This is a genomic window from Roseobacter cerffii (assembly GCF_054226325.1).
Map to the genome: position 1 here is coordinate 371151 of NZ_CM135757.1, position 25545 is coordinate 396695.

General features: G+C 62.3%; 24 protein-coding genes and 1 tRNA gene. 9 read left to right on the forward strand and 16 right to left on the reverse strand.

Annotation, left to right across the window (positions count from 1 at the left end):
- Nucleotide 1: 1 nt before the first annotated feature.
- Nucleotides 2-526 (reverse strand): TRAP transporter small permease, encoded by a 525-nt coding sequence (locus ACVC7O_RS01795; RefSeq protein ID WP_458326016.1) that lies wholly within the window; start codon nucleotides 524-526, stop codon nucleotides 2-4.
- Nucleotides 527-589: 63 nt separating this feature from the next.
- Entirely contained in the window at nucleotides 590-1570 is a 981-nt protein-coding gene (locus tag ACVC7O_RS01800) for a TRAP transporter substrate-binding protein (RefSeq protein WP_458324401.1), read from the reverse strand.
- A 183-nt stretch (nucleotides 1571-1753) separates the two neighbouring features.
- Here ACVC7O_RS01800 and ACVC7O_RS01805 point away from each other — a divergent pair, with 183 nt between their 5' ends.
- Nucleotides 1754-2269, forward strand: coding sequence for a winged helix DNA-binding protein (locus ACVC7O_RS01805; protein ID WP_458324402.1), 516 nt, complete (start codon nucleotides 1754-1756; stop codon nucleotides 2267-2269).
- 152 nt (nucleotides 2270-2421) lie between these two features.
- On the opposite strand, the gene ACVC7O_RS01810 is transcribed toward ACVC7O_RS01805, so the two are convergent.
- Both ACVC7O_RS01810 and ACVC7O_RS01815 read right to left on the reverse strand, forming a co-directional pair.
- Nucleotides 2422-3633: a winged helix-turn-helix domain-containing protein gene (locus tag ACVC7O_RS01810; RefSeq protein ID WP_458324403.1), complete on the reverse strand. Its 1212-nt coding sequence runs from the start codon at nucleotides 3631-3633 to the stop codon at nucleotides 2422-2424.
- Nucleotides 3630-4607: a LacI family DNA-binding transcriptional regulator gene (locus ACVC7O_RS01815; protein WP_458326017.1), complete on the reverse strand. Its 978-nt coding sequence runs from the start codon at nucleotides 4605-4607 to the stop codon at nucleotides 3630-3632. Before ACVC7O_RS01815 ends, ACVC7O_RS01810 begins: the two co-directional genes overlap by 4 nt.
- Before the next feature lie 188 nt (nucleotides 4608-4795).
- On the opposite strand from ACVC7O_RS01815, the gene ACVC7O_RS01820 reads away from it, so the two are divergent.
- A tRNA-Arg gene (locus ACVC7O_RS01820) sits at nucleotides 4796-4872 on the forward strand.
- A 344-nt stretch (nucleotides 4873-5216) separates the two neighbouring features.
- Here ACVC7O_RS01820 and ACVC7O_RS01825 read toward each other — a convergent pair.
- Both ACVC7O_RS01825 and ACVC7O_RS01830 read right to left on the reverse strand, forming a co-directional pair.
- Nucleotides 5217-6584, reverse strand: a complete 1368-nt coding sequence (locus tag ACVC7O_RS01825; RefSeq protein ID WP_458324404.1) for a sensor histidine kinase — start codon at nucleotides 6582-6584, stop codon at nucleotides 5217-5219.
- Nucleotides 6584-7252 carry a response regulator gene (locus ACVC7O_RS01830; protein WP_458324405.1) on the reverse strand — a complete coding sequence of 223 codons (669 nt, stop codon included), beginning with the start codon at nucleotides 7250-7252 and terminating at the stop codon, nucleotides 6584-6586. The genes ACVC7O_RS01825 and ACVC7O_RS01830 overlap by 1 nt, the downstream gene beginning before the upstream one ends.
- A 128-nt stretch (nucleotides 7253-7380) precedes the next feature.
- On the opposite strand from ACVC7O_RS01830, the gene ACVC7O_RS01835 reads away from it, so the two are divergent.
- From ACVC7O_RS01835 to ACVC7O_RS01855, 5 genes are all read left to right on the forward strand, one after another.
- Entirely contained in the window at nucleotides 7381-8487 is a 1107-nt protein-coding gene (locus ACVC7O_RS01835) for a tricarboxylate transporter (protein ID WP_458324406.1), read from the forward strand.
- Between the two features lie 64 nt (nucleotides 8488-8551).
- Entirely contained in the window at nucleotides 8552-10579 is a 2028-nt protein-coding gene (locus tag ACVC7O_RS01840; protein WP_458324407.1) for a tripartite tricarboxylate transporter permease, read from the forward strand.
- Nucleotides 10576-11667: a 4-oxalomesaconate tautomerase gene (locus ACVC7O_RS01845; RefSeq protein ID WP_458324408.1), complete on the forward strand. Its 1092-nt coding sequence runs from the start codon at nucleotides 10576-10578 to the stop codon at nucleotides 11665-11667. Before ACVC7O_RS01840 ends, ACVC7O_RS01845 begins: the two co-directional genes overlap by 4 nt.
- A 49-nt stretch (nucleotides 11668-11716) precedes the next feature.
- Nucleotides 11717-11950 (forward strand): hypothetical protein, encoded by a 234-nt coding sequence (locus ACVC7O_RS01850; RefSeq protein ID WP_458324409.1) that lies wholly within the window; start codon nucleotides 11717-11719, stop codon nucleotides 11948-11950.
- A complete protein-coding gene (locus ACVC7O_RS01855) occupies nucleotides 11947-12924 on the forward strand; it encodes a D-2-hydroxyacid dehydrogenase family protein (RefSeq protein ID WP_458324410.1) in 978 nt (325 codons plus the stop codon). Before ACVC7O_RS01850 ends, ACVC7O_RS01855 begins: the two co-directional genes overlap by 4 nt.
- On the opposite strand, the gene ACVC7O_RS01860 is transcribed toward ACVC7O_RS01855, so the two are convergent.
- Both ACVC7O_RS01860 and ACVC7O_RS01865 read right to left on the reverse strand, forming a co-directional pair.
- Nucleotides 12893-13918, reverse strand: a complete 1026-nt coding sequence (locus ACVC7O_RS01860; RefSeq protein ID WP_458324411.1) for an AbrB family transcriptional regulator — start codon at nucleotides 13916-13918, stop codon at nucleotides 12893-12895. The genes ACVC7O_RS01855 and ACVC7O_RS01860 overlap by 32 nt on opposite strands.
- Nucleotides 13918-14553 (reverse strand): GntR family transcriptional regulator, encoded by a 636-nt coding sequence (locus ACVC7O_RS01865; RefSeq protein WP_458324412.1) that lies wholly within the window; start codon nucleotides 14551-14553, stop codon nucleotides 13918-13920. The genes ACVC7O_RS01860 and ACVC7O_RS01865 overlap by 1 nt, the downstream gene beginning before the upstream one ends.
- A 76-nt stretch (nucleotides 14554-14629) precedes the next feature.
- On the opposite strand from ACVC7O_RS01865, the gene tcuA reads away from it, so the two are divergent.
- Complete coding sequence (gene tcuA, locus ACVC7O_RS01870; protein ID WP_458324413.1) at nucleotides 14630-16102, forward strand: FAD-dependent tricarballylate dehydrogenase TcuA; 1473 nt, start codon at nucleotides 14630-14632, stop codon at nucleotides 16100-16102.
- A 73-nt stretch (nucleotides 16103-16175) separates the two neighbouring features.
- Here tcuA and ACVC7O_RS01875 read toward each other — a convergent pair whose 3' ends face one another.
- The 8 genes from ACVC7O_RS01875 to ACVC7O_RS01910 all read right to left on the reverse strand — a co-directional run bounded on the left by ACVC7O_RS01875 (nucleotide 16176) and on the right by ACVC7O_RS01910 (nucleotide 24475).
- Complete coding sequence (locus tag ACVC7O_RS01875) at nucleotides 16176-16967, reverse strand: glutathione S-transferase C-terminal domain-containing protein (RefSeq protein ID WP_458324414.1); 792 nt, start codon at nucleotides 16965-16967, stop codon at nucleotides 16176-16178.
- Nucleotides 16968-16978: 11 nt separating this feature from the next.
- Nucleotides 16979-18322, reverse strand: a complete 1344-nt coding sequence (locus ACVC7O_RS01880) for a cytochrome P450 (RefSeq protein WP_458324415.1) — start codon at nucleotides 18320-18322, stop codon at nucleotides 16979-16981.
- Nucleotides 18323-18352: 30 nt separating this feature from the next.
- Entirely contained in the window at nucleotides 18353-20035 is a 1683-nt protein-coding gene (locus ACVC7O_RS01885) for a Dyp-type peroxidase (RefSeq protein WP_458324416.1), read from the reverse strand.
- A complete protein-coding gene (locus ACVC7O_RS01890) occupies nucleotides 20032-21078 on the reverse strand; it encodes a hypothetical protein (protein ID WP_458324417.1) in 1047 nt (348 codons plus the stop codon). The genes ACVC7O_RS01885 and ACVC7O_RS01890 overlap by 4 nt, the downstream gene beginning before the upstream one ends.
- Nucleotides 21071-21766 carry a hypothetical protein gene (locus tag ACVC7O_RS01895; RefSeq protein WP_458324418.1) on the reverse strand — a complete coding sequence of 232 codons (696 nt, stop codon included), beginning with the start codon at nucleotides 21764-21766 and terminating at the stop codon, nucleotides 21071-21073. The genes ACVC7O_RS01890 and ACVC7O_RS01895 overlap by 8 nt, the downstream gene beginning before the upstream one ends.
- A 471-nt stretch (nucleotides 21767-22237) precedes the next feature.
- A complete protein-coding gene (locus tag ACVC7O_RS01900) occupies nucleotides 22238-23005 on the reverse strand; it encodes a nuclear transport factor 2 family protein (RefSeq protein ID WP_458324419.1) in 768 nt (255 codons plus the stop codon).
- Nucleotides 23006-23082: 77 nt separating this feature from the next.
- The gene (locus tag ACVC7O_RS01905) at nucleotides 23083-23580 is read right to left on the reverse strand and encodes a nuclear transport factor 2 family protein (RefSeq protein ID WP_458324420.1); all 498 of its coding nucleotides are present in this window, start codon (nucleotides 23578-23580) and stop codon (nucleotides 23083-23085) included.
- A 1-nt stretch (nucleotide 23581) separates the two neighbouring features.
- On the reverse strand, nucleotides 23582-24475 hold the full coding sequence (locus ACVC7O_RS01910; RefSeq protein WP_458324421.1) for an MBL fold metallo-hydrolase: 894 nt from the start codon (nucleotides 24473-24475) through the stop codon (nucleotides 23582-23584).
- A gap of 150 nt (nucleotides 24476-24625) precedes the next feature.
- Between ACVC7O_RS01910 and ACVC7O_RS01915 the strand changes: the two genes are divergently transcribed.
- Nucleotides 24626-25519, forward strand: a complete 894-nt coding sequence (locus ACVC7O_RS01915) for a LysR family transcriptional regulator (protein ID WP_458324422.1) — start codon at nucleotides 24626-24628, stop codon at nucleotides 25517-25519.
- Nucleotides 25520-25545 lie beyond the last annotated feature (26 nt).

A 25545-nucleotide genomic window follows, 5' to 3' on the forward strand; every position in this document is an offset into this window, starting at 1 on the left:
ATCAGGCCTCGAAACTTTCGTCCACCGTCTCGCGCACGATCCGGTGGTCACCTTTGAAGATCACGGCCAAGAGATTGTCCGTCAGCGCAATCGCCATCAGCCCGCCGCCGATCACCATGACCGATTGTGGGATCCACAGCGCCGTGGCGTCCTGCCCCTGGCTCACCTCATTGAACTTCCACGACCAGTAGACGAACCAATAGGCGTAGTAGGTGAAGTACCACGCGACCGCCGCAGCAATAGCAAAACACCAGATTTCCAGCACCCGGCGGGTCTTCGCGGTGACGGCGTTCAGCAGGATCGACACGCGGATGTGCGCCCCGCGATTGAGCGCATTGGCAAAGGCCAGAAAGCTCGCCGCGGCCATGGCATAGCCCGCGTAGTCGGGCGCGCCCGGGAAAATCTCACCCGTCCAGCGCGCCACCATCTGCGCCACGATCAGCCCCAGAATGGCAATGAGGCAGAGCGCCGCCGCCACGCCGGAGGCCAGATACAGAAAATCAAGCGTCTTGCGGATCGCAGTCACCGGCTCACCCTCTAGTGCTGTCTTGGGAAAAGGGCGGCGCGTCACGCACCGCCCGGAGGTCGCTTATTGCGACGCTTTAAAGGCATCGACAAGGGCCGCGCCGTCTTCACCTGCCGCTTCCAGCCACTCGGCGGTCATGGTCGCGCCGATCTCGCGCAGCTCGCCCATCAGGGCGTCACCAGCCGGTTGCACAGTCATTCCACCTTCAGCCAACCCGTCCATGGTGAATTGCGTGTAGTCCTTGGAGGCCTGCAGTCCCCGCGCTTCGGCCTCAGTGGCACAAGCCCGGATCGTTTCCTTGTTGGCGTCGGACACATCGGCCCAGACGTCTTGGTTGACCATCACATAGTTGCGCGGCAGCCAGGCATCGACCTCGTAAAAATGCGTGAGGCTTTCCCAAACTTTGCGGTCATATCCGGTGGCTCCAGAGGAGACCATCGACTCCGCCACACCGGTGGCAAAGGCCTGGCTGATTTCAGCCGCCTCCACCGTCACCGGCAGCATCCCTGTCAGCTCCGCCAGGCGGCTCGTCGTGTTGTTGTAGGAGCGGAACTTGACGCCTTCCATATCCGCAACGCTGTTCACTTCCTTCTTGAAGTAGAGCCCCTGTGGCGGCCACGGCACGGCATAAAGCAGTTCCAGGTTCTGCTCATCCAGCAGCGCTTCGATCTTGGGCTTGGCAGCAGCGTAAAGCTTTTCGCTGTCGTCAAAAGAGGGTGCCAGGAAGGGCACCGAATCGAACCCGAAAACGGCGCTTTCGTTCTGGTGACCAGAGAGCAGACGTTCCCCGATCTGCACCTGACCGGTCTGGATCGCGCGCTTGATATCGGCGCCTGCAAAGAGCGAGCCGCCCGGATGCACCTCAATGGTGATCTCGCCATTTGTGCCCGCGCCCACGCATTCCGCGAAGGCCACGCCGTTCTCCGAATGAAAATTGGACGCCGAATAAGCCATCGGCATGTCCCATTTCTCTGCGGCCAGACTGGTGCCTGCCGTCAGTGCCAGAGCTGCCGCGCCCGCCATCAAATCTCGTGTGAATGTCATTTGGTTTTCCCTTGTTGGTCGTCTGTTTATCCGCGCGCAGAGGTTGGCCCCTGTCACACGAGCAATGCACCTCGCGGACGGCCCATGGCACGGCGAGGTGATTCCCTAGCGTCAATACTGACGAACTTTCACAACACGTCAACAAAATGTTGACAAAATGTCTGCGTTGCGGAGAATTCGGGTATGTCTGATGGATTTCTGGGCCCTGTCGTCTCCTCCGCGCATCTGGCGAGCGGATCGTTTGCCGAAATTTCCGAGCTGGAGTTTGGGCTGACGCTGGCCAACAACGCCTTTCACCGTTGGATGGTGCGCGCGATTGCCATGGCAGGCTATCCAGAGTTAGGCGCGCTCGACGTGCTGGTGCTGCACTCAGTCTATCACCGGGATCGCCCGAAGAAGCTTGCCGACATCTGCCTTGTGCTGAATGTCGAGGATACGCATACGGTGAACTATGCAGTGAAAAAGCTGATCAAGGCGGGGTTGGTGAAAGACGGGCGACAAGGCAAGGAAAAGACCGTGGCGGCGACCGAGAAAGGGGCTGAGACCTGCGTCCGCTATCGCGAGATCCGCGAAGGCTTGCTGCTGCGGGCTGTGGGTGAGCTGGGGCTTGAGCCAGAGCAAGTGAGTCATGCCGCCTCGCTGCTGCGTCTGATGTCCGGGCAATACGATCAAGCGGCGCGGGCGGCGACCACCTACTGAGCTTTGCGCTGTCGCTCCCTTTTTCCGTAGGGGTTTGAGCTGCGTGGCGCCCGCTTTGCCGGGTATACCTTGGCACACCCGGCAAAGCGGGCGCGCGCCTGACCCGGACCGCTGTCAGCATGCCTCCCCGCGCGCAGATTGCTGCTGTGGTGCTAGGACGCTCTTAACCAGCCGTCGTCGAACGCGACATGCCCCACGCCCGCCAGACGGGTAAGCCGCGCGAGCTCTGCTTCGAAGGCGGCGACGCGCCCCTTGCCCCACCGCACCCGTGGCTCCGGCCAGAGTGCGCGCACCTGCAGCACATCCCGGTCGCGAAAGGCCTTCATGTCCACGCGGCCCACAAGCCGATCGCCTTCGAGGATCGGAAAGACATAGTACCCGTACTTTCGCTTTGCCTCCGGCACAAAAATCTCGATCCGATAGTCGAAACCAAACAGCCGCTCTGCGCGTTTGCGGTCTCGCAACGCCGGATCAAAAGGGCTCAGCACCCGCAACCGCGATGCCGGCTCCATGCTCAATGCCGGATCGGCCAGAATGTCCGGCTGGGCATAGCAGTTCTGTGTCTTACCATTTGTGCAGATCACCTCGACCGGCTGCAACTCCCCCCGCGCCAAGGCTTCGGCGCACCATGCCTTGGCCTCATCCAGCGTCACATGATCCCAGAACGCGGCGATCTCCGCGGGCGTTGCAAAGCCCAACCGGTCCAGCGCCCCAGCGCAGCACCAGTTGACGATCTCCGCATGCTCCTCCGGGTCCAACGGATCGCAAAGCTCTGTGTCGATCACGCGCTCCGTCAGATCATACCGCTTGCGGAAGCTGTCGCGCCCCACCACACACAGGGCCCCGCTGCGCCATAGATACTCCAACGCCGTCTTGGACGGGTGCCAATCCCACCAACCGCCGGAGCTGCGTTTCTCGTCCAGACCGACGTCGGACGAGCACAGCGGCCCCTGCTCCCGGATCTGGTCCAAGACCGGCTGGAACTGCGCCTCGAACCCGTCCCGCCGCCATGCGCTCCACTTTTCCCGCAGCCGCGCCGCGTCCCGTTCCCGCCGCAGCTGCCACTGGCGATAGAAGGCCATGGGGATCACCGCCGCATCATGGGTCCAATGCTCAAACAACTGACGATCCCGTTCATAGAGCAGCTTGAGCGCCTTGGGCCGGTAGGCCGGGCGCCGGGAAAACAGGATCAGATCATGCGCGCGCGCCAGCGTGTTGATGCTGTCAAGCTGGACAAACCCCAACCGCTCGATCAGCGCCAGCAGGTCTGCACCCTTGGCCGGTCCGGCAGGGTGTTCGCTCAAGGCGTGACGATCAAGAAACAGCCGCCGCGCGGAGGTGTTGTCCAGAACCGCGGTGTTCATCCGCGTTGGTTGCGGCGCAAGGTGTCCCCGTAGGTGATCGTCGGCGTGAGGGAAATGCGCGCAGGCTCGCCAGGATCGGCGTCCTCGGGCAGCGCGCTTCGGTCGAGGATGATCTGCGCCGCCGCCGCTCCAATCTCCAACCGGCAGGCATCCATCGTCGCCAGCTTGCGCGGCAGCCCCTGCAGCAGCTCAACCCCGTTGAAGCCTGCGAGCCCAATCTGGCCGGGGACATCAATCCCCTGATCGAGCAGGTAAAGCAGCCCACCTGCCCCGATCATATCATTGGAATAGTAAAGAAAATCGAGCTCCGGGGCGGTCTCCAGCATCGCTTCGGTCATTTCACGGCCCTTGGCCAGAGCCGAGCCGCCCGAGTAGAAATCCCGCGCTTCGATCTCGATCCCGGCCTTGGTCAGCCCTTCGGTAAACCCCTCGAAGCGCTTCCGCGCGCGGTGATCCAGCGGCATCTTCGTGCCCATAAACCCGATGCGCGTATAGCCTTCCTTGAGGATCGCGGCGGCCATCATGCGCCCCGCGCGGCGGTGCGAAATGCCCACCATCGCATCCACCGGGTTGCCGTCGGTGTCCATGATCTCCACCACCGGGATGCCAGCATTCTGCAGCATCGCACGAGCTGGATCGGAGTGCTCGAGCCCCGCGATGATCACCCCCGAGGGTCGCCAGGACAGCATCTCGTACAGCACCTGCTCCTCTTTCTCGGGCAGGTAATCTGTCACGCCGACAACCGGTTGCAGCGGCGTGCCGTCGAAGGTCTTGTTGATGCCTGTCAGCACTTCAGGAAAAACCATGTTGGACAGCGACGGGATGATCACAGCGACAAGGTTCACCCGCTGTGACGCCAGCGATCCTGCAATCTGATTGGGCACATATCCCAGCGACTTGGCCGCCTCGAGCACCTTCTTGCGCGTCGCTTCAGAGACGTCGCCGCGGTTGCGCAGCACCCGGCTGACCGTCATCTCCGACACCCCGCAGGCTTCCGATACATCGCGAAGGGTCAACGGGCGCTGCTTGGGTCTTGTCACTGCACATGTCCTGCGTTTGTTGCCCCTTCGTACCGCAGGTGCGGCCTTGCTCGCAAGCGCACTTCGACGGCGGCATTCCGGCGATGACAAAGTGCCGGAGTTGCTCTACACCCGGCGCAGGTGGTCCCGTGGCTCAACTGGATAGAGCAGCCCCCTCCTAAGGGGCAGGTTGCAGGTTCGAATCCTGCCGGGATCACCAGTTTTTGGCATCTTTGGGAGATATGATCCTCTCGCCTATGTGGCCGGTTTGGTCTCCTTGCAGGGTCGGGGTTATCACCCGTCGCGATGTTCTCGACGCTGATGATTATCTCGAAAGGACCGACGAAGCTGAGGTCCAGCATCAACGCCGGGGTCTCTTCGACAACGCCAACAGACCTCCAGTTCAGCGGGATTTTCGCCAGCAATCATAGGTGACCATGCACACCCGCATCTCACCTGCTCAACTCCTGCGAATGGAAAGTCAGTGAAAGATTTCAAGGGCGGATCTGTGCAGCAGAGACCACTAGGCAGTCAGCCCCGTCTCTGCCAATGCAGCTGCTCGCATTAGCGCCCATCGCCTGACAGGCGCAGTTCGACCTCGAGCCCGCGCTCGAGAGCGCGAAGCGTGAGGGCGCCACCATGCGCCTGTGCAACTGCCTCCGCGATGGACAGGCCGAGGCCGGAGCCGGATGTCGCTGCGACGGTCCGAAACCGCTCGCGGGCGGCGTCTTGTTGCTCCGCGGTCAGCCCGACACCGTCATCACACACCGTGAGAACGACCGCGCCTGTCATTCGCTTGATGCTGACGTGCACGTCGGTCAGCCACGCGCCACCGTGGCTCAGCGCATTGTCGACCAGGTTGCGCAGCGCCTCGCGGATCATGGTTTCATCACCGGTCATGTGCCCCAGAGCCCCCGCCGCATCAAATGCGACACGCGGCACATGCCCTGCGGGTGTCTCCATCTCGTCGGCCCAGTCCCGAAACGCGCGATCCAGATCAAAGCTCTCCATCGCCACATCGGGGCTGATCGCTTTCGCCCGCTCGAGAAAGAGGAGTTTCTGGGTCAGGCTTGCCGTCTCGCGCGCGGCGTCCAGAAGATCGGCCGAGCGTCTTTGCGCCTCGGTCCAATCCGGCGCCGTCTTCAGCGCTTCGGCCAATGAAAGAACACCCGCGATCGGGTTTTTGAGCTGATGCGCCGCGTTGGAGATGAACTCCGATTGCGCCGCCATGCTCCGTGTCACCTGGCCGAACAAACGGTTCAGGGTGGCGACGATGCCGCCAACCTCCTGCGGCACGGCGCGTTTGATCGGCGACAGCTCATCGCTGCTGCGGCTGGCAATCGCTGCTTCCAGATCCGTCAAGGGTCGCAGGCCGATCCGAATGCCGAACCAGACGATCAGGGCCACAGCCGCAATCAGACCCGAGATTGCCATGAGCGATCGCAGCAGAAGATCGCGCACGAACGCGGTCCGCACCGAGGCCTCTTGCCAGACGGTTGTAGTAAAGATCCCCGCGAACCCGTCGACTTGGGTGCGGTTCTGCAAACGCACGCCGTGGACGGTCTGGCCGAGATAACGGGCTTCGAAGTAGTTCGGCGCCGTGGCCTCTTCGCTGGGGCTCGGAATGCCGACCGGTGGCGTGGCATAGCCTGCGACGATCACGCCGTCCGGGGCATAGACGTGATAGAACACGCGACCGCCGGAGGTGTCGGACAAGAGGTCTCGCGTGCGGGGGGACAGCGCGTCGCCGCCTGAGATCGTCACGTCATTCGCAACGGCGAGGGCGGCGGCCAGCAGGCTTTTGTCGAAGACGTCCGTCGCGGTCTGTCGCGCGTTGTTGAGCTGCCAGAATCCCACCAGCGTCGCGACCAGCAGGAGCGGGACGAGAATGATCGCGGTCAGCCGCCCGCGCAGAGACCAAACCTGCCCCATCAATCCGCCGTGACGAGCGCATAGCCGATCCCACGATGCACGCGGATCGAGATGTCATAGGCCGACAGGCGCCGCCGCAGCCGGGAGACATAGACCTCGACCACCTTGTCGTCCGTGTTGCTGCCAACGCCATAAGTCTTGTCGAGCAGGCTGTCCTTGGACACGGGCGTGCCACCGGCTTCGGCAAGAGCCACCAGCACCGAGAGTTCCCGACGCGGCACGTCGATAGGGTCGCGACCGGCCAGAAGCTGCGGGGTCTCCACATCCAGTGTCAGCACGCCAATATCAATGGTGCGCCGCGGCGCGATCTCCTTGCGCCGCGCCAGCGCTCTGATCCGGGCCGCGAGCTCGTCCATCTCGAATGGTTTGACCAAATAGTCATCGGCCCCGGCGTCCAATCCGACGACCCTGTCCTTGGTGGTTGACCGTGCCGTCAGCAGGATCACCGGGCGCGGGTCGTTGCGCCGCCGCATGCCTTCCAGAACTTCGAGACCATCCCGTCCCGGCAGGTTGATATCGAGGATGACGAGATCGCAGTCCTCCTGCTGCAGGAACTGATCTGCATCGTCGCCATTGTCCAACAGATCTACCGCGTGCCCGTCGTCGCTGAGGCGGTAGGCGATCCCCTTCCGGAGGCTCTTGTTGTCTTCCACGAGCACGATGCGCATGCCCAAGTTTTCATCGCTATGAAGGGTTCGTGCAAGGTTAATGCGCCAACAATCAATCAGAGAACCGGAGAATCAATCGGCTCAAAAGGGTTCCGGCGCGACGGTCGTGCCGGATTAGGGAGGATATTATGACACCAATGAAAACCACGCGCCGCGTGGCGATGAGCCTTGTGGCCGCGGCGGCTGCAGGCCTTGCGACCCAGGCATCCGCAGACGGCCATGGCATCGATCTTGAAGGCAAAACGGTGGAATGGGTGATCCCATTCTCGGAAACCGGCGGCTCGGCAAAATGGGCCAACTTCTATGCGCCGCTGTTGTCCGAGGCGCTGCCGGGCAGCCCCACCGTTGTCGTGAAATTCATGCCCGGTGCGGGATCGACCAAGGGGGCCAACTGGTTCCAACAACAGAGCTATGACGACGGCACGCTGATCTTCGGCTCCTCTGGCTCGACGCAATTCCCCTATCTGCTGGACGATCCGCGTGTGCGCTACGAATACAACGATTGGAACGTCGTCCTGGCCTCCGGCACAGGCGGCGTCGCCTATCTGCAGCCTGATCTGGCCGCGAAAATGGATGGTCTCGATGCCTCGGGGCTGCAGGACACAGACTTTATCTATGGCTCGCAAGGGGCCACGCGCCTCGATCTGGTGCCGCTTCTGGCCTGGGAGATGCTGGGCCTCAATGTCGAGCCGGTCTTTGGCATCAAAGGCCGCGGCGATGGGCGCCTGATGTTCGAGCGTGGCGAAGCGAATATCGACTATCAGACCTCGTCGTCGTACCTCAAGGGCGTGACCCCCCTTGTTGAGGCGGGCACAGCCGTGCCGATGATGTCCTGGGGCGCGCTCGACGCCGATGGCAGCATCGTGCGCGACCCGACCTTCCCCGACATGCCGACCTTCAAGGAGGTTTGCGAGGCGACCGAAGGCTGCGAGACCAGTGGCGAGCAGTGGGATGCCTGGAAGGCCTTCTTCGTTGCCGGGTTTCCGGCGCAAAAGATGGTGTTCCTGCCCGCAGGCGCCTCTGAGGATGCGCAAGCGACCTACACAGCCGCATTCGAGGCCATCAAGGCCCGTGCCGACTTCAGTGAAATCTCGTCGGGTCGCCTTGGCGTCTATCCGCAGATGACCGGTGAAGAGGCCAAGGGCGCTCTGGCCAGCGCCACGGAAGTGCCAGAGGCTGCAAAGAGCTTTGTGGTCAACTGGCTCAGTGAACGCTACGGCGTCACGCTGAACTGATCCCCAAAATCCGGCCCCGGCGCGTCACGCTCCGGGGCCAATACTTTCAGCTGGAGGTCGTCCGATGGACTTCGTTTCGGTCGCGCTCCCCGCGCTCGGGGATGCGGCAGGTCTGATCCTGCAACCAATCGTTCTTGGATATCTTGTCCTCGGTGTCGTAATGGGCCTGTGCATCGGCGTTTTCCCCGGCCTCGGCGGGATTGCGGGTCTGTCGCTGCTCCTGCCCTTCATGTTCGGCATGGACCCGGTTCTGGGCCTCGCGCTGATGATTGGGATGGTCGCCGTGGTGCCCACCTCCGACACCTTCGCCAGCGTGCTGATGGGCATCCCGGGGTCTTCCGCCTCGCAGGCGACCGTGCTTGATGGCTTCCCGCTCGCCAAGAAAGGCGAAGCGGCGCGTGCCCTGTCCGCGGCCTTCGCGTCGTCCCTCTTCGGCGGCCTTGTCGGCGCGGCCTTCCTCACGGTCTTCATTCTCGTCGCACGACCCATCGTGCTGGAATTCCGCACGCCAGAGCTCTTGATGATCACGATCTTCGGCCTGTCGATGGTCGGCATTCTCGCCGGTCGCGTCGCGCTCAAAGGCATCGCGGCGGCGGGCCTCGGCATGATGATCGGCACCATTGGCGAGGGCGACAGCGCAGGTGAACTGCGCATGGCCACCTATGACATGCCCTATCTGGTTGACGGGCTGAAGCTGGTGATCGTTGGCCTCGGTATCTTCGCGATCCCCGAAATCGTCGCCCTGCTGCGGCAGGATCGCTCCATCTCTGACCGCTCGCCTCTCGGTGGCGGCTGGATCGGCGGCGTGCGGGACTGGTTCGCCAACATCTGGCTCTCGGTCCGCTGTTCGATCATCGGCGTTGTGGTCGGTGTGATCCCCGGCCTGGGGGGCTCGGTGGTGGACTGGATCGCCTATGGCCATTCGGTGCAGACCACCAAGGACAAATCGAAATTCGGCTCGGGCGAAATCCGTGGCGTGATCGGGCCTGAAAGCTCGAACAACGCCAAGGAAGGCGGCGGGCTCGTGCCAACGCTTCTCTTCGGCATCCCCGGCTCGGGGTCCATGGCGATCTTCATCGGAGCGATTGCGCTGCTTGGCTCCGGCAATATCGAGGTCGGCCCCTCCATGCTGAAGAACAACCTCGACATCACCTATGCCATCGTCTGGCTTCTGGCGCTGGCCAATGTGGCGGGCACGCTCATCTGCATCGCGGCCTCGGGTGGTATTGCGCGGCTCACCACGATCTCCTTTGCGCTGCTCGCGCCCTTCCTCTTCATGATCATCAGCTTCGCGGCCTTTCAGTCCGGCCAGGATATCATGGACCTCGTGGCGCTCTTCGCAATCGGGTTGCTCGGCATAATGATGCGCCGCTTTGACTGGTCGCGGCCCGCTTTCCTGATCGGTTTCGTCCTGTCGAACCCTGCGGAAACCTATGCAAACCAGGCCGTGCAGATCGCACAGTCCCGCTTCCGCAAGAGCTTCGAGGAGGGGATGGACTACATCTTCTCGCCCATCGTCATCGTGCTGATCGTCATCACGCTGATCTCGGTGGTGGTGGGCCTGCGGCAAGCCAAGACGATCATGGCCGAGGGCGCGGTCGACAGCGGCGCCAAACGCGCGCCGCTCATCTTCCTGCTGGTCGTGCTGGGGTACCTGGCAGTGGCCTTCACCAACGCGGCGATGATCCCCGACTATGCGGCAGCCGACCGTGTGTTCCCACGCTTCGTCTCCGGCGTCACCATCCTGGCCTGCGTCATCCTGCTGGTACAGATGATGATCCGGCCCGAAACCCATCCGCTCTTTGCCGACCGTGAACTCATTGATCAGGACGCCAATGCGCATGGCCTTTGGTCGACCCTGGCGTGGTTCGCCGGGCTTCTGGTCCTGACCGCGCTGCTGGGCTTCATCCTGGCGCTCGCGATCTTCCTCTTTGGGTTCATCCGGTATCGCGCCGGGCGCAGTCTCGGGTTCGCCACGGCCTACACGGCGGCGGGCATCGCCTTCATGTGCGCCATGGCCGGTGTGCTCAATCGCGATTTCCCGCAGGGTCTTTTGCAGTCTTATGTCGATCTGCCGTGGCCGCTCACATGACCCAGCGTGCGATCCCGTTTCTGTTCATGCGCGGGGGCTCGTCGCGCGGGCCCTATATGCGGTGCGAGGACTTGCCGGATGATCCCGAAACGCTCGCCCGCGTGCTGGTCGCCCTCGTCGGCTCCGGCCATCCGCTCAACATTGACGGGATCGGTGGCGGCGCGGCGGTGACCACCAAGGTGGCGATGCTGTCTCGGTCCGAGGATGACTGGGCCGACGTGGATTATTTCTTCGCCCAGGTTGGGGTCGAAGACGGTCTGGTCGACTTCAAGCCGACCTGCGGCAACATCCTCGTCGGTGTCGGGCCTGCTGCTATCGAGATGGGCCTGGTTGCAGCCACCGGCGCGACAACCGAGGTGCGCATCCGCGCGGTCAACACCGGTGCCCGCGTTCTGGCCCATGTCCAGACCGATGGCGGTGCGGTGGTCTATGACGGTGACGCGCAGATCGATGGTGTGCCCGGAACGGCCGCACCGATTGAGCTCATGTTCCACGACGTGGTGGGCGGGGCGACGGGCGCCATGTTCCCCACCGGCAACCAGATTGACGTGATCGACGGTATCGAGGTCAGCTGCATGGATGTGGCCATGCCCATGGTCATGGCCCGGGCCAGTGACTTCGGGCTGTCAGGCGCGGAAACCGCCGCCGAGCTTGATGACAACCGTGCGTTTTTCGCGCGCATGGAAGCGGTGCGCCTCAAGGCCGCGGTGTTAATGGGCATGGGGGATGTCTCCACCTCTGTCACGCCCAAGTTCGGGGTGCTTGCCCCGGCGAAAAACGGGGGCACGGCAGCAGTGCGATACTTCATGCCTTGGAACACGCATCCCACCCTTGCCGTCACCGGCTCACAATGCCTGAGCGCCTGCCTGCTCTGCCCGGGCACTGTGGCCGAGGGCCTCGCATCGGGGCTCGATGGCTCGCCCAGCCGGCTGCGCCTTGAGCATCCGATGGGTCATCTCGACGTGACCGTGGCGCATACGAATGGCGGCAACGGGTTTGATGTCATCTCCGCCGGGCTGGTGCGCACAGCGCGAAAACTGGCCGCAGGCGAGGTCTTTGTACCGCGCTCCATATGGGCAGATCATTGACTTCAGCATATTTGGTATACTATGGTATACAAAAATCTGGAGACTCCCCATGACTTCTGAAGATTGCCTCATTGTCGCCAAGGCCGAGCTGAACATGGCGCGGCAATTGCTGCAGGACGAACTCCGCAGCTATCCAACGCCCGTCTCGGGATGCGATGCGCAGTACAACTACCTGATCGGGCTGCGCGGCTCAGTGTCCGAAGCATTGCGCGCCCTTGAAGGCCCGCGCTTCGTCGCCACCCCGCGCACGCCATCCCCAACCGCAGGCGTTGAAAGCCGGTGAAGGTTCACATCCTCGATGACTGGTTTGACACTTTGCGGGGTCTGCCATGTTTCGAGCTTCTGCGGGACCATGACGTGACCGTCTGGACCGACCACGAACTCGATCCGACGGCGCTCGCGCAGCGCGTGGCGGAGGCCGATGCGCTTGTGCTCTTTCGCGAACGCACCAAGATTGGCCCGGACCTGCTCGAGAAGCTCCCGGCCCTGCAGCTGATCTCGCAACGAAGCGTCTATCCGCATGTCGATGTGGCAGCCTGCACCCGAAACGATGTGCTGCTCTGTTCCAACATGCATTCCGACACCCCGTCTTATGCGGCTGCGGAGCATACGCTCGCGCTGGTCCTGGCCAGCTATCGCCAGATCCCGCAGCAGGTCGCCTCGATCCGCGCCGGGGACTGGCAGGCAGGCGTCGGGCGAACCCTCAGAGGGCGGACGCTTGGGCTCTACGGCTACGGTCGCATTGGCCAAGCCGTCGCGGGTTACGCCAAAGCGATTGGCATGAAAGTTCAATGGTGGAGCTCAGAAGCTGGGCGGGCCCGCGCGCAGGCGGATGGAGAGACTGTGCCGGAGAGCCGACAGGCGTTCTTTGCGGCCTCTGACATCGTCAGCCTGCATGTGCGTCTGAAACCCGACACACGCGGTTGTGTCACCGCAGAAGATCTGGCCGCTATGCAAGATCGGGCGCTGTTCGTGAATACATCCCGCGCCGGTCTTGTGGCGGCCGGTGCATTGGAGGCCGAGATTGCGCGGGGCCGGATTCACGCGGCGGTCGATGTGTTCGACACCGAACCATTGCGAGATACCGCGCATCCTCTTCTGACCCATCCGAATGTCCTAGCCACACCGCACATCGGCTACGTCACCGAGGATGAGTTCGACCTGCAGTTCACCGATATCTTCGAACAGATCAATGCCTTCGCAGCCCGCGCGCCGATCCACATGATCAACCCCGAGGTCTGGGAGAAAACAGCCTGACCGCGATAGGCGCCCCGAGGATCACCACGAAGATGCGCAGGATATGGTGCGCCACGACAAAGGCCACATCGGCGCCCACGATCAGGGCCAACACGGTCAGCTCCGCCTGACCGCCCGGCGCGAAGGCCAGCAAGGCCTCCATTCCCGGCGCGAGATCGGCCAGAATGACGAGTTCGACCACCACAACGGTCAACACGATCAGGATGGCGCAGAAGCCAGCGCCGGCGAGTAGGTCCCGGCGCACCTCCTGCATCGTGATGCCCGCATATTTCGCTCCTATGGTCATTCCGATAAAGAACTGGGCCGCCCATATCGCCTCGGCTGGCGGTCGGAAGTGCAGCAAACCGGCGAGGGTCACGGCGGCGGTCAGGATCAGCGGCCCGAGGATCGACGCGCCGAAGAGGCCGATCTTCCTGGCCCCCCACCAGCCGATCAACGCACAGGCGACCATCAGCAGCAGCTCCTGCAGCGGCACGGTTTGCATCGGCACCCCCGGCGGATTGCTCAGGTCCGCCGCCCAGACCCAGCTCAACAGAAAGGGAAGTGCCACCACGATGATCATCACCCGCGTCGCATGGATCAGCGACAGCGTGCGGATGTTGCCGCCCGCATCTTCGCCAAAGGCCAGCATGTCTTGCAGACCACCCGGCATCGCCGAATAGTAAGCGGTGGGAAAGTCATAGTTCCAGACCCTCTGGAAGTACGGCACCCCGACAATACCGATCACGAACACCGTCACGGGGATCAGCAACAGCGTCGGCCACATGGCCGGGAAGGTGGCCAGAACAGGCGGTGTCAGCGTCGCGCCGACCGCAACGCCAAGGACCGTGCGCATCCCGTCGTTGAGCGGTTTCAGACCTTTCAGCGGAACACCCAGCAGCGCCGCGGTCAGACAGGCCCCAATCGGCCCCAGCAGCCAGGGCAGGGGAACGGCCAGAAGATGAAAGACGGCCACACCGACAAGCGCGATCAGAAAGGTCTGCGCAATCTGCATCACTCCGCCAGTGCCTTCAGCCGCTGCCGCAGCGACGTCTGCAGATGGGCTTCTGCCGCGGCACCTGCCGCTTCTACGTCGCCGGATCTCAGCGCGTCGATGATCGTCTGATGCTGGCGCACCACGGTCTCGATGCGCGCCTCGTCGGTGAAGGTCGTCGGGCCCAGCAACAGCAGCGAATTGTTCAGCGCGCGCGCCGCTTCCAGCAGAAACCGGTTGCGACACGCCAGGTAAAGACCCCGGTGAAACTCCTGATTGATCGCGGCGGCGCGCGCCGGGTTGCCGCGCTCGGCCGCGATCTCCTGATTGAGGTCATCGAGCGCATCGAATTCGGCCTCCGTCCCATGCTTCACGGCCAGTTCAGCGGCGGTGCGTTCAAACACGACACGCATCTCGTAAAGCTCGACCACCTCCGCATGTTCCAGCCGCCGGACGACAGCCCCGATGCGGGGGCGGTGCTCGACGATCTGATCGGCCTCAAGCCGGCGCAGCGCTTCGCGCACCGGCGTGCGCGACAGCTTCAGGCGCTCGCCCACATCCTCTTCACGCAACCGGTCTCCGGGCAGATAAACGCCCTCGCGGATTGCCGCCAGCAAAGCCTCATAGGCCGTCTCACCGCTGGATTTCTGGGTCATCGTCTGCCGTTTCGAATTCATCCATTGCAAATTGTATCCAATCGGATACAAGGTGTCTAGCCGAAAGGAGAGACCAATGTCGAAACCGCAAATCATTGTTGTTGGATCGGGCAATGCCGCCATGTCCGCCGGGATTGCCGCGCTGGAAGCGGGGGCGGATGTGCTAATGCTGGAAAAGGCCGGGCCAGAGCTTGCGGGCGGCAATACGAAATACACCGCCGGTGCCATGCGCATCGCCTATGACAGCTCCGACGCACTGTTGCCGCTTCTCGCGGATCCGGATGATCCACGCCTGCCCAATACCGATTTCGGCTCCTACACCGCGCAGAATTTTGCGGATGATCTTCTGGGGTTCAACGAAGGGCGCCCCTTGTCTCCCGAACAGGAGGTGCTGGTCGCGCAGTCCTATGAGGCTGTTCGCTGGCTGGCCGGGCATGGTGTGACCTACGCGCCGATCTATGACCGCCAGAGTTTCGAGAAAGACGGCAAGCACATCTTCTGGGGCGGATTGACCCTGGCCGCGGAGAACGAAGGTGTGGGGCTCTTCGACATGGAGCTTGCCGCCTTCCAGCGCCTGGGCGGGCGCATCCGCTACGCGGCCGGTGTCACCGGGCTGATGACCAACGACGCAACGGTGGTGGGCGTGCGGGTCGGCGATGAGGAAATCGCGGCGGATGCCGTCATCCTCGCCTGTGGCGGGTTCGAGGCCAGCGATGACATGCGCGTTGCGCAAATCGGCTCCGATTGGTCCGCGGCCAAGGTCCGGGGCACGCCCTGCAACACGGGCGACGGGTTGCGGATGGCGTTTGAGCTGGGCGCGATGCGATACGGCAAGTTCGACGGCTGCCACGCGACTCCGATGGACTTGCACATGAAGGACTTCGGGAATCTCGACCTGCCGCCCAAGGATCGGAAGAACTATCGCAAGATTTGTTACTTCCTGGGTGTGATGTTGAACGCAAAGGGCGACCGGTTTGTCGACGAGGGCGTCAATTTCCGCAACTACACCTATGCGCAGTTCGGTCGCGCAGTGCTCGAGCAGCCTGGGCACTTCGCCTGGCAGGTCTTCGACGACAAGGTCTCTGACCTCCTCTACGGGGAATACCGCTTTCACGATGCGAGCTATGTCGAGGCCGATACGCTCGAAGAGCTGGCCCAAAAGCTGGCGGGGGTCGATGCGGACGCAGCCCTAAATACGCTGAATGCCTTCAACGCCGCCGTGGACGATGAGGTCGCCTTTGATCCCACGGTTCTTGACGGCAAGCGCACAAAGGGCCTCGCGCTCGACAAGACAAACTGGGCGCAGGCGCTCGACACGCCGCCGTTCAAGGCCTTCCCGGTGACGGGAGGCATCACCTTCACCTATGGCGGGCTGAAAGTTGACGAACGCGGCGCGGTGCTCACCGACAACGAGACCGCAATCCCGGGTCTCTTTGCCTGCGGCGAACTTGTGGGCGGCGTGTTCTTCGGTGGCTATCCGGGCGGGTCGGGTCTGACTTCCGGCACTGTTTTTGGCCGCCGCGCGGGCCAAGGGGCGGCAACGGCCTAGGTTCGCATTTGTCGAGAAGTCCAGGACCAGCCCGCCAAGCCGCGGTCACACCGCTCGCCCCATGGCCGCCGCGTCAAACGCAGAGCAACTGCGCCGGACGGTGGTCATTGTAGATGCGCTGGATAAAGAGGCCCGTCGGTCGTTGACGCAGGTCTTTGTAGACCTTCTGCATGAACACGGGGCAGGCAGCCTCGTTGGGCAGCATCCCGTGATAGCCTTGCGCCAGGATCATCGGCCCCAACGCCGCCGCCGTCGCCAGATCAGCATACGACAGCCGGTCTCCGACCAGATAGCGGCGCCCATCCGCCAGCATCGCGTCGAATTTGTCCCAGCCTTCGTAGATGCTTTGCAATGACCTGTCCGCGACGCCCTCGTTTAGCTTCAGCCCCTTGTACATCAGCGTCCGAATGGTGCCGAAGGCCAACAGACAGGTCAGCTTTTCGTACCAGGGCACATGCGTGGTCAGCGAAGGCCAGACGACCGATTTGTGCTTCAGGAAGTTCCAATAGGACCAATTCACCACGTCGTCGCCAAGCGTCCAATAGGCGTATTTGACGATGTCATCGACCTCTTGCGCCCGGTCCGGCTCGGTCGCGGCATCGGGCAAAAGCCGCTTCTCTGCGGGGGCGTCCGGGTCAAAGAGCTCCGCGATTTTCAGGCAGCCTGCGGTCTTGGTGGTCCCGTCCGCATGCACGAAGAGCGGATAGTCATCCTTGCCCTGTCCCCAGGATTTCAGCGCCAGCACATGAAAGATCGGCGCATGCGGCCGTTCGGTATAGTCAACGTCGTAATGGGCCAGCAGCCAGCGGCCCAGATCCACCCCGGACGATGGCAGCAGCGTTACGAGGAGAGGTTTGCCTGCCACGCCGCCGCCTTTCACGTATCGAATTCGAGATGAAAATGCGCCGGAAAGCCGAGGTCTCCGGTGCTGATCTGGCCGGCCTCACCGCTGGCCCGGCGCAGGTTCTTCTGCTTGAGCAGCGGTTTGAGGATCGCCGGGATGACGGCCTGATTGATCTGATCGCCGAAGCAATTGTGCATCCCGTAGCCCCAGATCATGTAGGTCTCCCAGGGTCGGTCCGTGCGGAAGCTGGTGGGCTCGGGGATCTCGAAGCGGTCAAAACAGGCCGAGAAGTTGGCCGCAAAGACGATCTGTCCCTTGCGGATCTTGACCCGACGCAATGTCGAGGTTGCGACCTCCGTGTCGTGCGTCGCCCGGCGGTAGATCACCGGGTTGAATGGATTGAACCGCAGTGCCTCCCAGCAATGCCGCGCCAGCAGGGCATCGTCGTCGTTTAACGCCGCGCGGTGCGCCGACGCCAGCGCGTCGGGGCGGTTGAGCAACTCATCCAGCGCAAGGCAGCTCGCCTTGGAAATTGTCGGGATCGCCCCGATCAGCAGACCCAATAGGTTATTGCGGATGCCCAGATCGCTCATGCCGGGTGTGTCCGAGGATTGCAGCGCGAGGCACCGGTTGAGGATGTCGGGCGCCGTCGTCGGGTTGGCCTTGCGCTCCGCAATATGCGCATCGAGATAGCTGCGCAGCTCGGCGGCCTGCTCCAACGCGACCTTCCCCTTCTCCGGATCAGCGCCAAGATCCTGAAACAAGTACCAAAACAGCGTCGTCGTCCACTCTTGCATGGCCTGACGCTCACCACCGCAGCCGAAATAGGTGTCGGTCATGTCCCAAGGCACCTCGAGGGTGAGCGCGGGGACGATGTCGATCTTGCCGCCGCTCTGGTCGACGATCTTGGTGGCAAGCTCCGACGCGCGCGGTTGGACGATCTCGGCGACATCGGTCATCCGCGCGGCAAGGCGCATCGCCGAGGTATCGCGCGTGTAATCCCAGCCGGGCTGCATCCCCAGAAAGAAGTTTTCTCCCTCGGTCAGTTGCCGCATCCGGGGGCCATAGACTACCTCGAAATCGGCATTTCTGTTCAGCACATCCATCACGTCGGCGCGCCGGGTGACGAGCGCGGTGCCGGTGTTGTCATAGCACTTCATCACGACCCGGCTGAGCGAGAGGTTCGGCCAAACCCCTCGAAGCAGCGCAAACACCCAGCGCTGTGTACCCGGTTTTTGAAAGAAGCTGCCCACCCCTCCCGCGGGCAGGGCCCTGATGCCGCCAACCAGGAGATTGAACAGGGCCAAGAGGGCCTCGCCCCAGACCGCGAGGCGCTGGAAGATCGAGACAAAGATATTGAGGACGGCGGTGATCATAGTGACACCTCGACTTGTCTTGAGTTCGGGTCAGGTCGGATCGACGATGCCCATGGCCATCATCCGCAACGCGGTCATCGAGGGCGCAAAGAAATAGTCCCCGCCGCGACATTCCACAAAGGTCTTGAGCTTGCTCATCACATAGGGCGGCTTGCCGGATTTCGGGTCCGACGGGATCGTGAACCGCTTGTGCTCCTCATGGTTGCCGAGCATGGGGCAAGTGTTGTTGCCCTGGTGGAAATCCAACCCGTACTGGATCCATTGCTGCTGCACGAACTCGAACTGGCGGAAGAGGCTGGCGCCCATGATGATCATAATCACGCCCTGCTCGGTGCTGTCCGTCTTCTTGCTGTTGTCCGATGGCCCATATGGCAACCCGCGCCGTAGGATCCGCCGGCGCTTGTTGAGGGCGCTGGTGGCCTTGGCATTTTTCGGCTGCGCGCCACTCTCCGACACCCCGGTCTCGTTCAAGGGGTCGAGATAGTCGCGGGTGTTCATCCGCCGCATATGCGCGCCACCCGGACATTTCAGGCCCGCCATATCGTCCGCATATCTGAAGTCCCGCGCTTCGGGCGAGGCGATGTAGGCGAGGTTTTTCAGATACCCCATCTCCGGCTCCACATCCGAGCCGCGCCAGCCCTTGCTGGTGCCAAAGTCGATCCATTCCTGGTAGGTCGGCACCTTCGACAGCGGCACACCGTCAGACCAGCGCCCGCACATCTTGGCCCGGATCGTCTCGACAGCCTCCTCCACGGAAATCTCCATGACGGCGGCATAGCGCTCGGCCTCTTCATTCACCACCGCATCAAAGCTGCCGACATTCTCGTGCAGTTTGCGGTAAGCAAAGAAGGTGCCATTGCGCATGAATTCAGGCGGCGGCGCTGTGGGTGGCAGCTCCTGGCTCTCATCGGGGTGGCCAAGGATGAACTCCCCCGTTGCCAGCGGTTCCCAACCATCGCCCATCAGCTTGCCGCGCCCGATGACCGCCTCGGCCTCGATCTCCAGCGGCAATTGCCCCTCAAAGACCGGGTTCCCGATACCATCGGTGAAGCCGAAGTGCTCCTTTGGCGTGGGCCGCATGGTGCCGCCCACGTCCTCGAAGACGGCGCTGGCCTCCTGATAGGGTTGATCCCCCTTGGCGCCCACACCGGTGATATGCGTGACGCCACAGTCCTTCGCGGCGGCCAGAACCCATTTGGTCCGGGCCTCGAGCTCGGCATGCGGCTTGTCCAGAACGTCGTTGCTCTCGCTTTGCGCGTTCAGCGTGACCATCACGTGCACGTCATCCTTGCCAAAGCCCAGCGTCCCCGGTTTGCGGCTCTTCTGCCAGATCGGGTCCCAGTGCGCGTCCCAGTTCTCCTGCTGCACTTCCTCTTCGGTCTTGGTCTGATCCCGGTCGCCGAGGATGAAGGCCCGCTGCTTCATGCCCTCGATGAATTCATCCGGCATCGCCTGAAGCATGCGCACGGGCAGCTGCAAGGCCAGAAGCCCCGGAAAGGTCAGCGCGATGTTGGTGGTGCACTTGGGGCGCGCCTCCTTGCTGGGCCATCGCGCTGCCGTGGTCACGTTCTGGCGGATTTCCTCAATGAAACCGCGACCCGCCTTGGGCGTGTTGAAATGGAAAAAAATGTATCGAGCAAAGGGAAAGGAATAGCGGCCATAGGCCCGGGTGACATTGCCCTGAATGTCGTTGAGGTTCAATTTGCGTGTCATGTCGGGCTCGCGTCTTTCAATGTGACGTTCGTGGGATCAGCAGAGGAGATCACCCCCGGTTTCTGGGTCATGGCGTGCCGGTTCTCGGGATCATGCTCCGCGACAAAACGGCCGAATGCCGCATAGAGTTGATCTGGCGGTAGTCCCTGGTTTTCGATGAAGAACTCCGAGAACTTCTGCTGGATATAGAGCCCCTTCAGAACCGATGGCAGATCGTCGTACTTGGCCGGGGCGAGAGGCTTTTCGCCGTTCGAGATGGCAAACCTGATCGCCACAAAAGCGAGCAGGAGCCCCAGCGTGATCGACAGGATCCACGTGGGCAGGGTCAGCCACCCCAGCATCGGGACGGTGGCCATGCCAAAGAGCCACAGCACCAGTGTCAGCAGGCCAAATCCCAGGGGAACCAGCACGCCGTAGAGCAACGGTTTTAGGGGCAGATTGTGGAACTTCGCCGTCTCCAGATCGAGGTAGTAGTCGTGAAACGGCATGGTCGTTTCGACATGGCAGCGGTTGAGGTAGACGGCAAAATCATCCGCCGTGGTGACGTTCTCGAAGTCGTAGCAGTTGGAATAGACGTCCCGCAGCTCCTCCTCCATCGTCTCCCACAGCGTGCGGGCATAGGCATCGCGCACCGCGCGCGCCTGCGGGGGGCTCAGCTCGGTGGGCAGCGGGTCGCCGTCCTTCACCACCGCGTCAACATCGGCACAAAAGACCAGATAAGGCGCGTTCAGCCGGTCCACCGGTTGCGGCACAGACTGGTTGTTCCCGGTCAGCCGGGCGAGCAAAGGGTTTTGCGTATTGCGCCCGTTATAGATGGTGTCGTTCAGCACAAACATCCGCGCCAGGTGGTTGCGCAGGTTGCGCGCAAAGGGGCTGTTATAGCGGTCGTCCACCGTCGCTGGCGACTGGTTGGCGGTCGGAAACTTGGCGAGCGCGATGCGGACCCGCTGTTCATATGAGGTTTGCGGGTCGTCTTCCGGCGCACCAGGTTTGATCGGCGCCATCGTGGTCAGAAAGATATGTCCGGAATCAAGATCAGGCATTGGGCTGCTCCTTTCCGGTCGAGGCGCGGTGGTCGGCATAGGCCATTTGCGCAGCCTCGATATAGTCTCGGCGGTTCACCTCCGCCCGCTCCGTGTCGAGGCTTGCGACCGGGCCAAATCCCGGGTCGCCAAGTCCCGCCTGCATCTTCCGCGCAGCGTCTTCGTAGGCGGCGGCAAAGGCCTCGGGCGTGGCCGACCCGTGCATCTCGGCGAGCTTCAGCACCTGATCATAGACCACGAGGCTGGTCTTGATGTCGCGCTGCGCCGAGCCCGGCGTGGCGTTGTAATAGTAATCCGTGTTGACTTGGTTGAAGGTGATGTAATCCTTGAACGGCGTGATCGGGATCGACTTGGGGTACTTGATCGACGAATACCAGAAGAGGTCCAGACCGCTCGGGATTCCGTCCGAAAAGGCATCGATGTACTGGTCCCAGGTGCCGTTGAAGTTCGAGCAGAAGAGCACGTAGTCGTTTTTCACCCGCTCTTTGCCCTGGCCGAGATTGGGCCAGTCGTCCGGCTTGATGATCACCCAGCGCGCAAAGTGGATCAGCGACAGGCCCAACAGCCCCAACAGGTTACTCGGGAGGCCGCGCGAGGCCATAAAAAGCAGGCGATTGATCCAGGTGATCTTCGGATTACTCGGCGTCACCACGTTCATCGCATATGCTTTGCCTGCAATGTTCGACATAAAAAACCTCTTTGATCAAATGTGCACAGCTGCGGGTCGCGCCGTGCGGGTAATCACGCATATCAATGTGCCAATGGTGACCCAGAGTTGAAAAAACTTCAACCTTGGCGTGATGCCGGTCTCGATTTTGATGACGAGACTACCTGCCCGCAGCCCGCTCTCTCGGGTCGTGACACACGCGTTTTGGCCCGGTCCGCTGGGCTGCCGGGCCCTCACAATACGCAGCAGTACGGTTGCAAAAAATAGCCGTTGATGCAGCCGTTTGAACGACAGCACCCTTCGCCAATATCTGAGCGCAAATGCTGAAACCGATGGACCTGGAACTGCAGTCTCGACGCGCGTGGCAAGCTCCCCGTCCGGCCGCAGGCTCCCATCAGAAATCCACAGATCACAGGACCCGCCTCGGGCGTCACCTCAAAAACTGTCCTCGCCTGTACCGATCAACGATCCGGCGCGTCGGTGCCGACCACATCAGAACTTGCCCGAATTCCCCCACGCATCACGCGGGCTGATCTCTTCCGCATTCATCCAATGCTCCGCGATCTTGCCGTCGGCGATGCGGTAGAGATCAAAGACAGCGATATCTTTACCACCCGCGTGCCGTTTGCCGTAGGTCACGACGAAATCGCCCTGACCCATCAGGTGGAACAGCATGTCGTAAGATCCCGCCTGATCCGACGCCAGCCAGTCTCGCAGCCCCGAGAGACCGCCGCCGATGTCCGGCGCATGTTGAACAAGGCCCTCTGCAACAAAACCGCCAATCTTGTCCGGTCGACCTTCCTGCAAAACCTGCTTTGTGAACTCCAGGACGAGCGCCTTGTTCGCCTCCGTGTCGGCTGTGACATCCACCGTACGGACGCCAGCAACCATATCCTCGCCTGATCTGGTCTCGCGGGTGTAGGGCGCAATCGTGTCCCAGTGCTCCAGGATGAGCCCATCGGGGTCTGTGTAAAACATGTCCATCGTGACCCATTCCGCCGCGCCGTCGTTCAGCGACTGATAGGCGCTGCAAAACACCCACGGGCCGTCCTCCAAGATGCGGATGATCTCGATCTCGCGTTTGGGATTGCGTGCCACGAAGGGCTCAAAGAAGGCCAGGAAGCCCTCGAACCCATCGCCCACGCCCGTCGAATGCTGGGTATAGCGGTGCCCTGTGTACCTCTCTACGGCGTCGCGGGCCTTGCCACCAGCGATGCCCTCCAGATAGATGGCGCGCACATTGTCCAGCCCTTTGCCCATCGGACCCTCCGTCTCGGGGTGTGTCGTTCCGTGGTAGTGGTGGATACAGCCCCAGGATAAGGGCCGTATCCCGCCTGTCAGCGTCGCCCGTGATAGGCTTGGCTGACGGCAAAACTGTCCTCAAACCAATGCCATAGGACAATCTGACCATCGCGCACCTTGGCGCGCAGCGCGAAGGTGAACTCGCCGATCTCCTGACCGGACTGCGTCGTGACCCCGTTCATCACACCGAACACGGCAACCGTATCGCCAGAGGCGAAGGCATCGGTGTTCTCCCATTTTGTCGTCTGCAGATTGGCGCCGAAAACGCCGAGGAAGTCGAAAATGGCATCCTTCCCCCTGGTCTCTCCGATCCAGGGCAAGGTCGTGTCTCCTTCGTTATGCCAGACCATGTCGTCCGCCATCAGCGCTGACATGCCCTCCATGTCGCCGCTGCCCATTGCGCCCATAAAGGCCATGACCGTATCGAATGAGGCTTGGCTGGTCGGGTCCATCTCTTGTGCTCCTGCCTGGTTTGCGAGGATCAGCGCGAGCGCCGCGCCAATCGATGTCTTCAAAGCGGTTCTGCGATGCATGTCAGGTGCTCCAATACTCAGGGATCAGGGATAGGAGGAACTCGCCGCTATAGCCCGGGAAGGCCGCCTTGAGCTGCGCGGCTGCGTCGTCGGGTGTGGCTGCGGTTGTCATCGCGTCATCCAGCACGCGGATATACGCGATGGCGGTGTCCAAAGCACCGCGCGTGGCGGGCAGACCGTGCCCCACCAGCAAGATGTCAAAGGCCGGATCGTCGCGCAGGTCTTCCAGCGTCGCGATCCAGTTCTCACGGTCAACGCCGGGCGCGAAGAAGACACCGTTGTAAACGAGATCTTGCACGATCGCGACTTTCTGGTCCGGCAGGACGGTGACAATCATATCCGGCGCTTCGGTCTGCTCATAATGGCGGAACTCGACCGCAACGCCCGACATCTCCGTCGTCCCGAGGGTGATGTCTGGGCCCTGCAACACATTGGTTGGCTTGGGGAAATTACCGCTTGTAGCCTCGGCTGCGACGGTGTCGCGTATCTGCGGCAGCGTCGTAAAGCTGATCTCTTCCAGCGCCGCCGCACCGCCCCAGTGGTCCGGATGCGCATGGCTCAGAATGGCCTTGCCAACCGGTTTTCCAATGGCCGCGATCAGCGCCGAGACCTCCTGCGCCGTAGGTGGCAGCATCGTGGCATCGACAACCAAAAGCTGGTCGTCGAATTCGACCACATGTGATGTCACATGCACGGCCTGGGCGGGCGAGACATAGGTGTGGAACGTCACCCCGCCGGTGGCAAAGCTATGAATCGTGCCGGACGGCATGTCGCCCTGCGCCCGCGTGACATGTGGCGTCAAGGCCCCGGTCAGCAAGGTCGCGGCGCCCAGGGTCAGCGCGGCTCCCTGCAGCACCTCGCGGCGGTTCAGACTGGGGTGGGTGTTCTCTATCATTCCATCATCTCCAATTGCCGTGGGTCCAGAGTGCGCCGTGCGCTGGAAGGTGCCAGCCGCCCCCCTGATGGACTGGGTCAAAGGATATTGATGCGAATCGTTCTGAGTAACCGTGTTATTAAAGATCAAACTATTCTGCCGAGGCGAACAATGATCGACAAATTGCGCAGCATCGCGATTTTTGCAGCGGTGGTGGATCAGGGGACATTCCGCGCGGCGGCCAAGCATCTCGGACTGGCGCCGTCGCGGGTCAGTCAAACGGTCTCTGACCTCGAAAAGGACCTCGGGGTCACTCTCCTTTACCGCTCGACCCGGCAGATGTCGCTCACGCAGGAAGGGCGCATTCTGCACGACAAGGCGCATGACATGCTAGCCGCGGCGGAGGGTGGCCTCGACGCGATCAACCCCGCCGCGACAGAACCGATTGGCAAGCTGCGCATCTCGGCACCTGCGTTTGTCACGCAAACCGATCTGATGGACCGGTTGGCGGCTTTCGCGAAGACCCACAGTAAGGTCTCGCTGGACCTGCATTTCACCGATGAGCGGCAGGACATGATCGCCGACGGTTTCGACGTCGCCATACGCGCAGGGTGGCTGGAAGACAGCGCGTTCCTGTCGCGGAAGATCACTGATGCAGAGCGGTTGCTGGTGGCCAGCCCGGACTATGTTGCGTCGCAACCGCCTGCAGCTGAGCCGGGCGATCTGGAGGCCTGGCGCTGGATTCGATTTGCCATGCGGCCCGACCGAACCGAGCTGATGTCATCCTCGGGCGATCTGGTCACCGTTCTTGGCCAGTCGCACGTCACGGTCAGCTCGGCTGATGCGCTCTACGAGTTCGCCGCACGCGGCCTTGGCGTATCGGCCATTCCCGAACATCTGGCCTGTCGCGGCTTTGCCAGGGGTGATCTCGTGCATGTGCTGCCGGACTGGTCATTGAAGCCCCTGGGCATCTACGCCGTCTGGCCCGACGTGTCCCGTCGCGAAAACCTGACGATGACGTTCGTGAGATTTTTGGCGGCTGATCCGCCAACATCCTCCGGGTGACACCCCGACTGCCCGGAACTCTTACA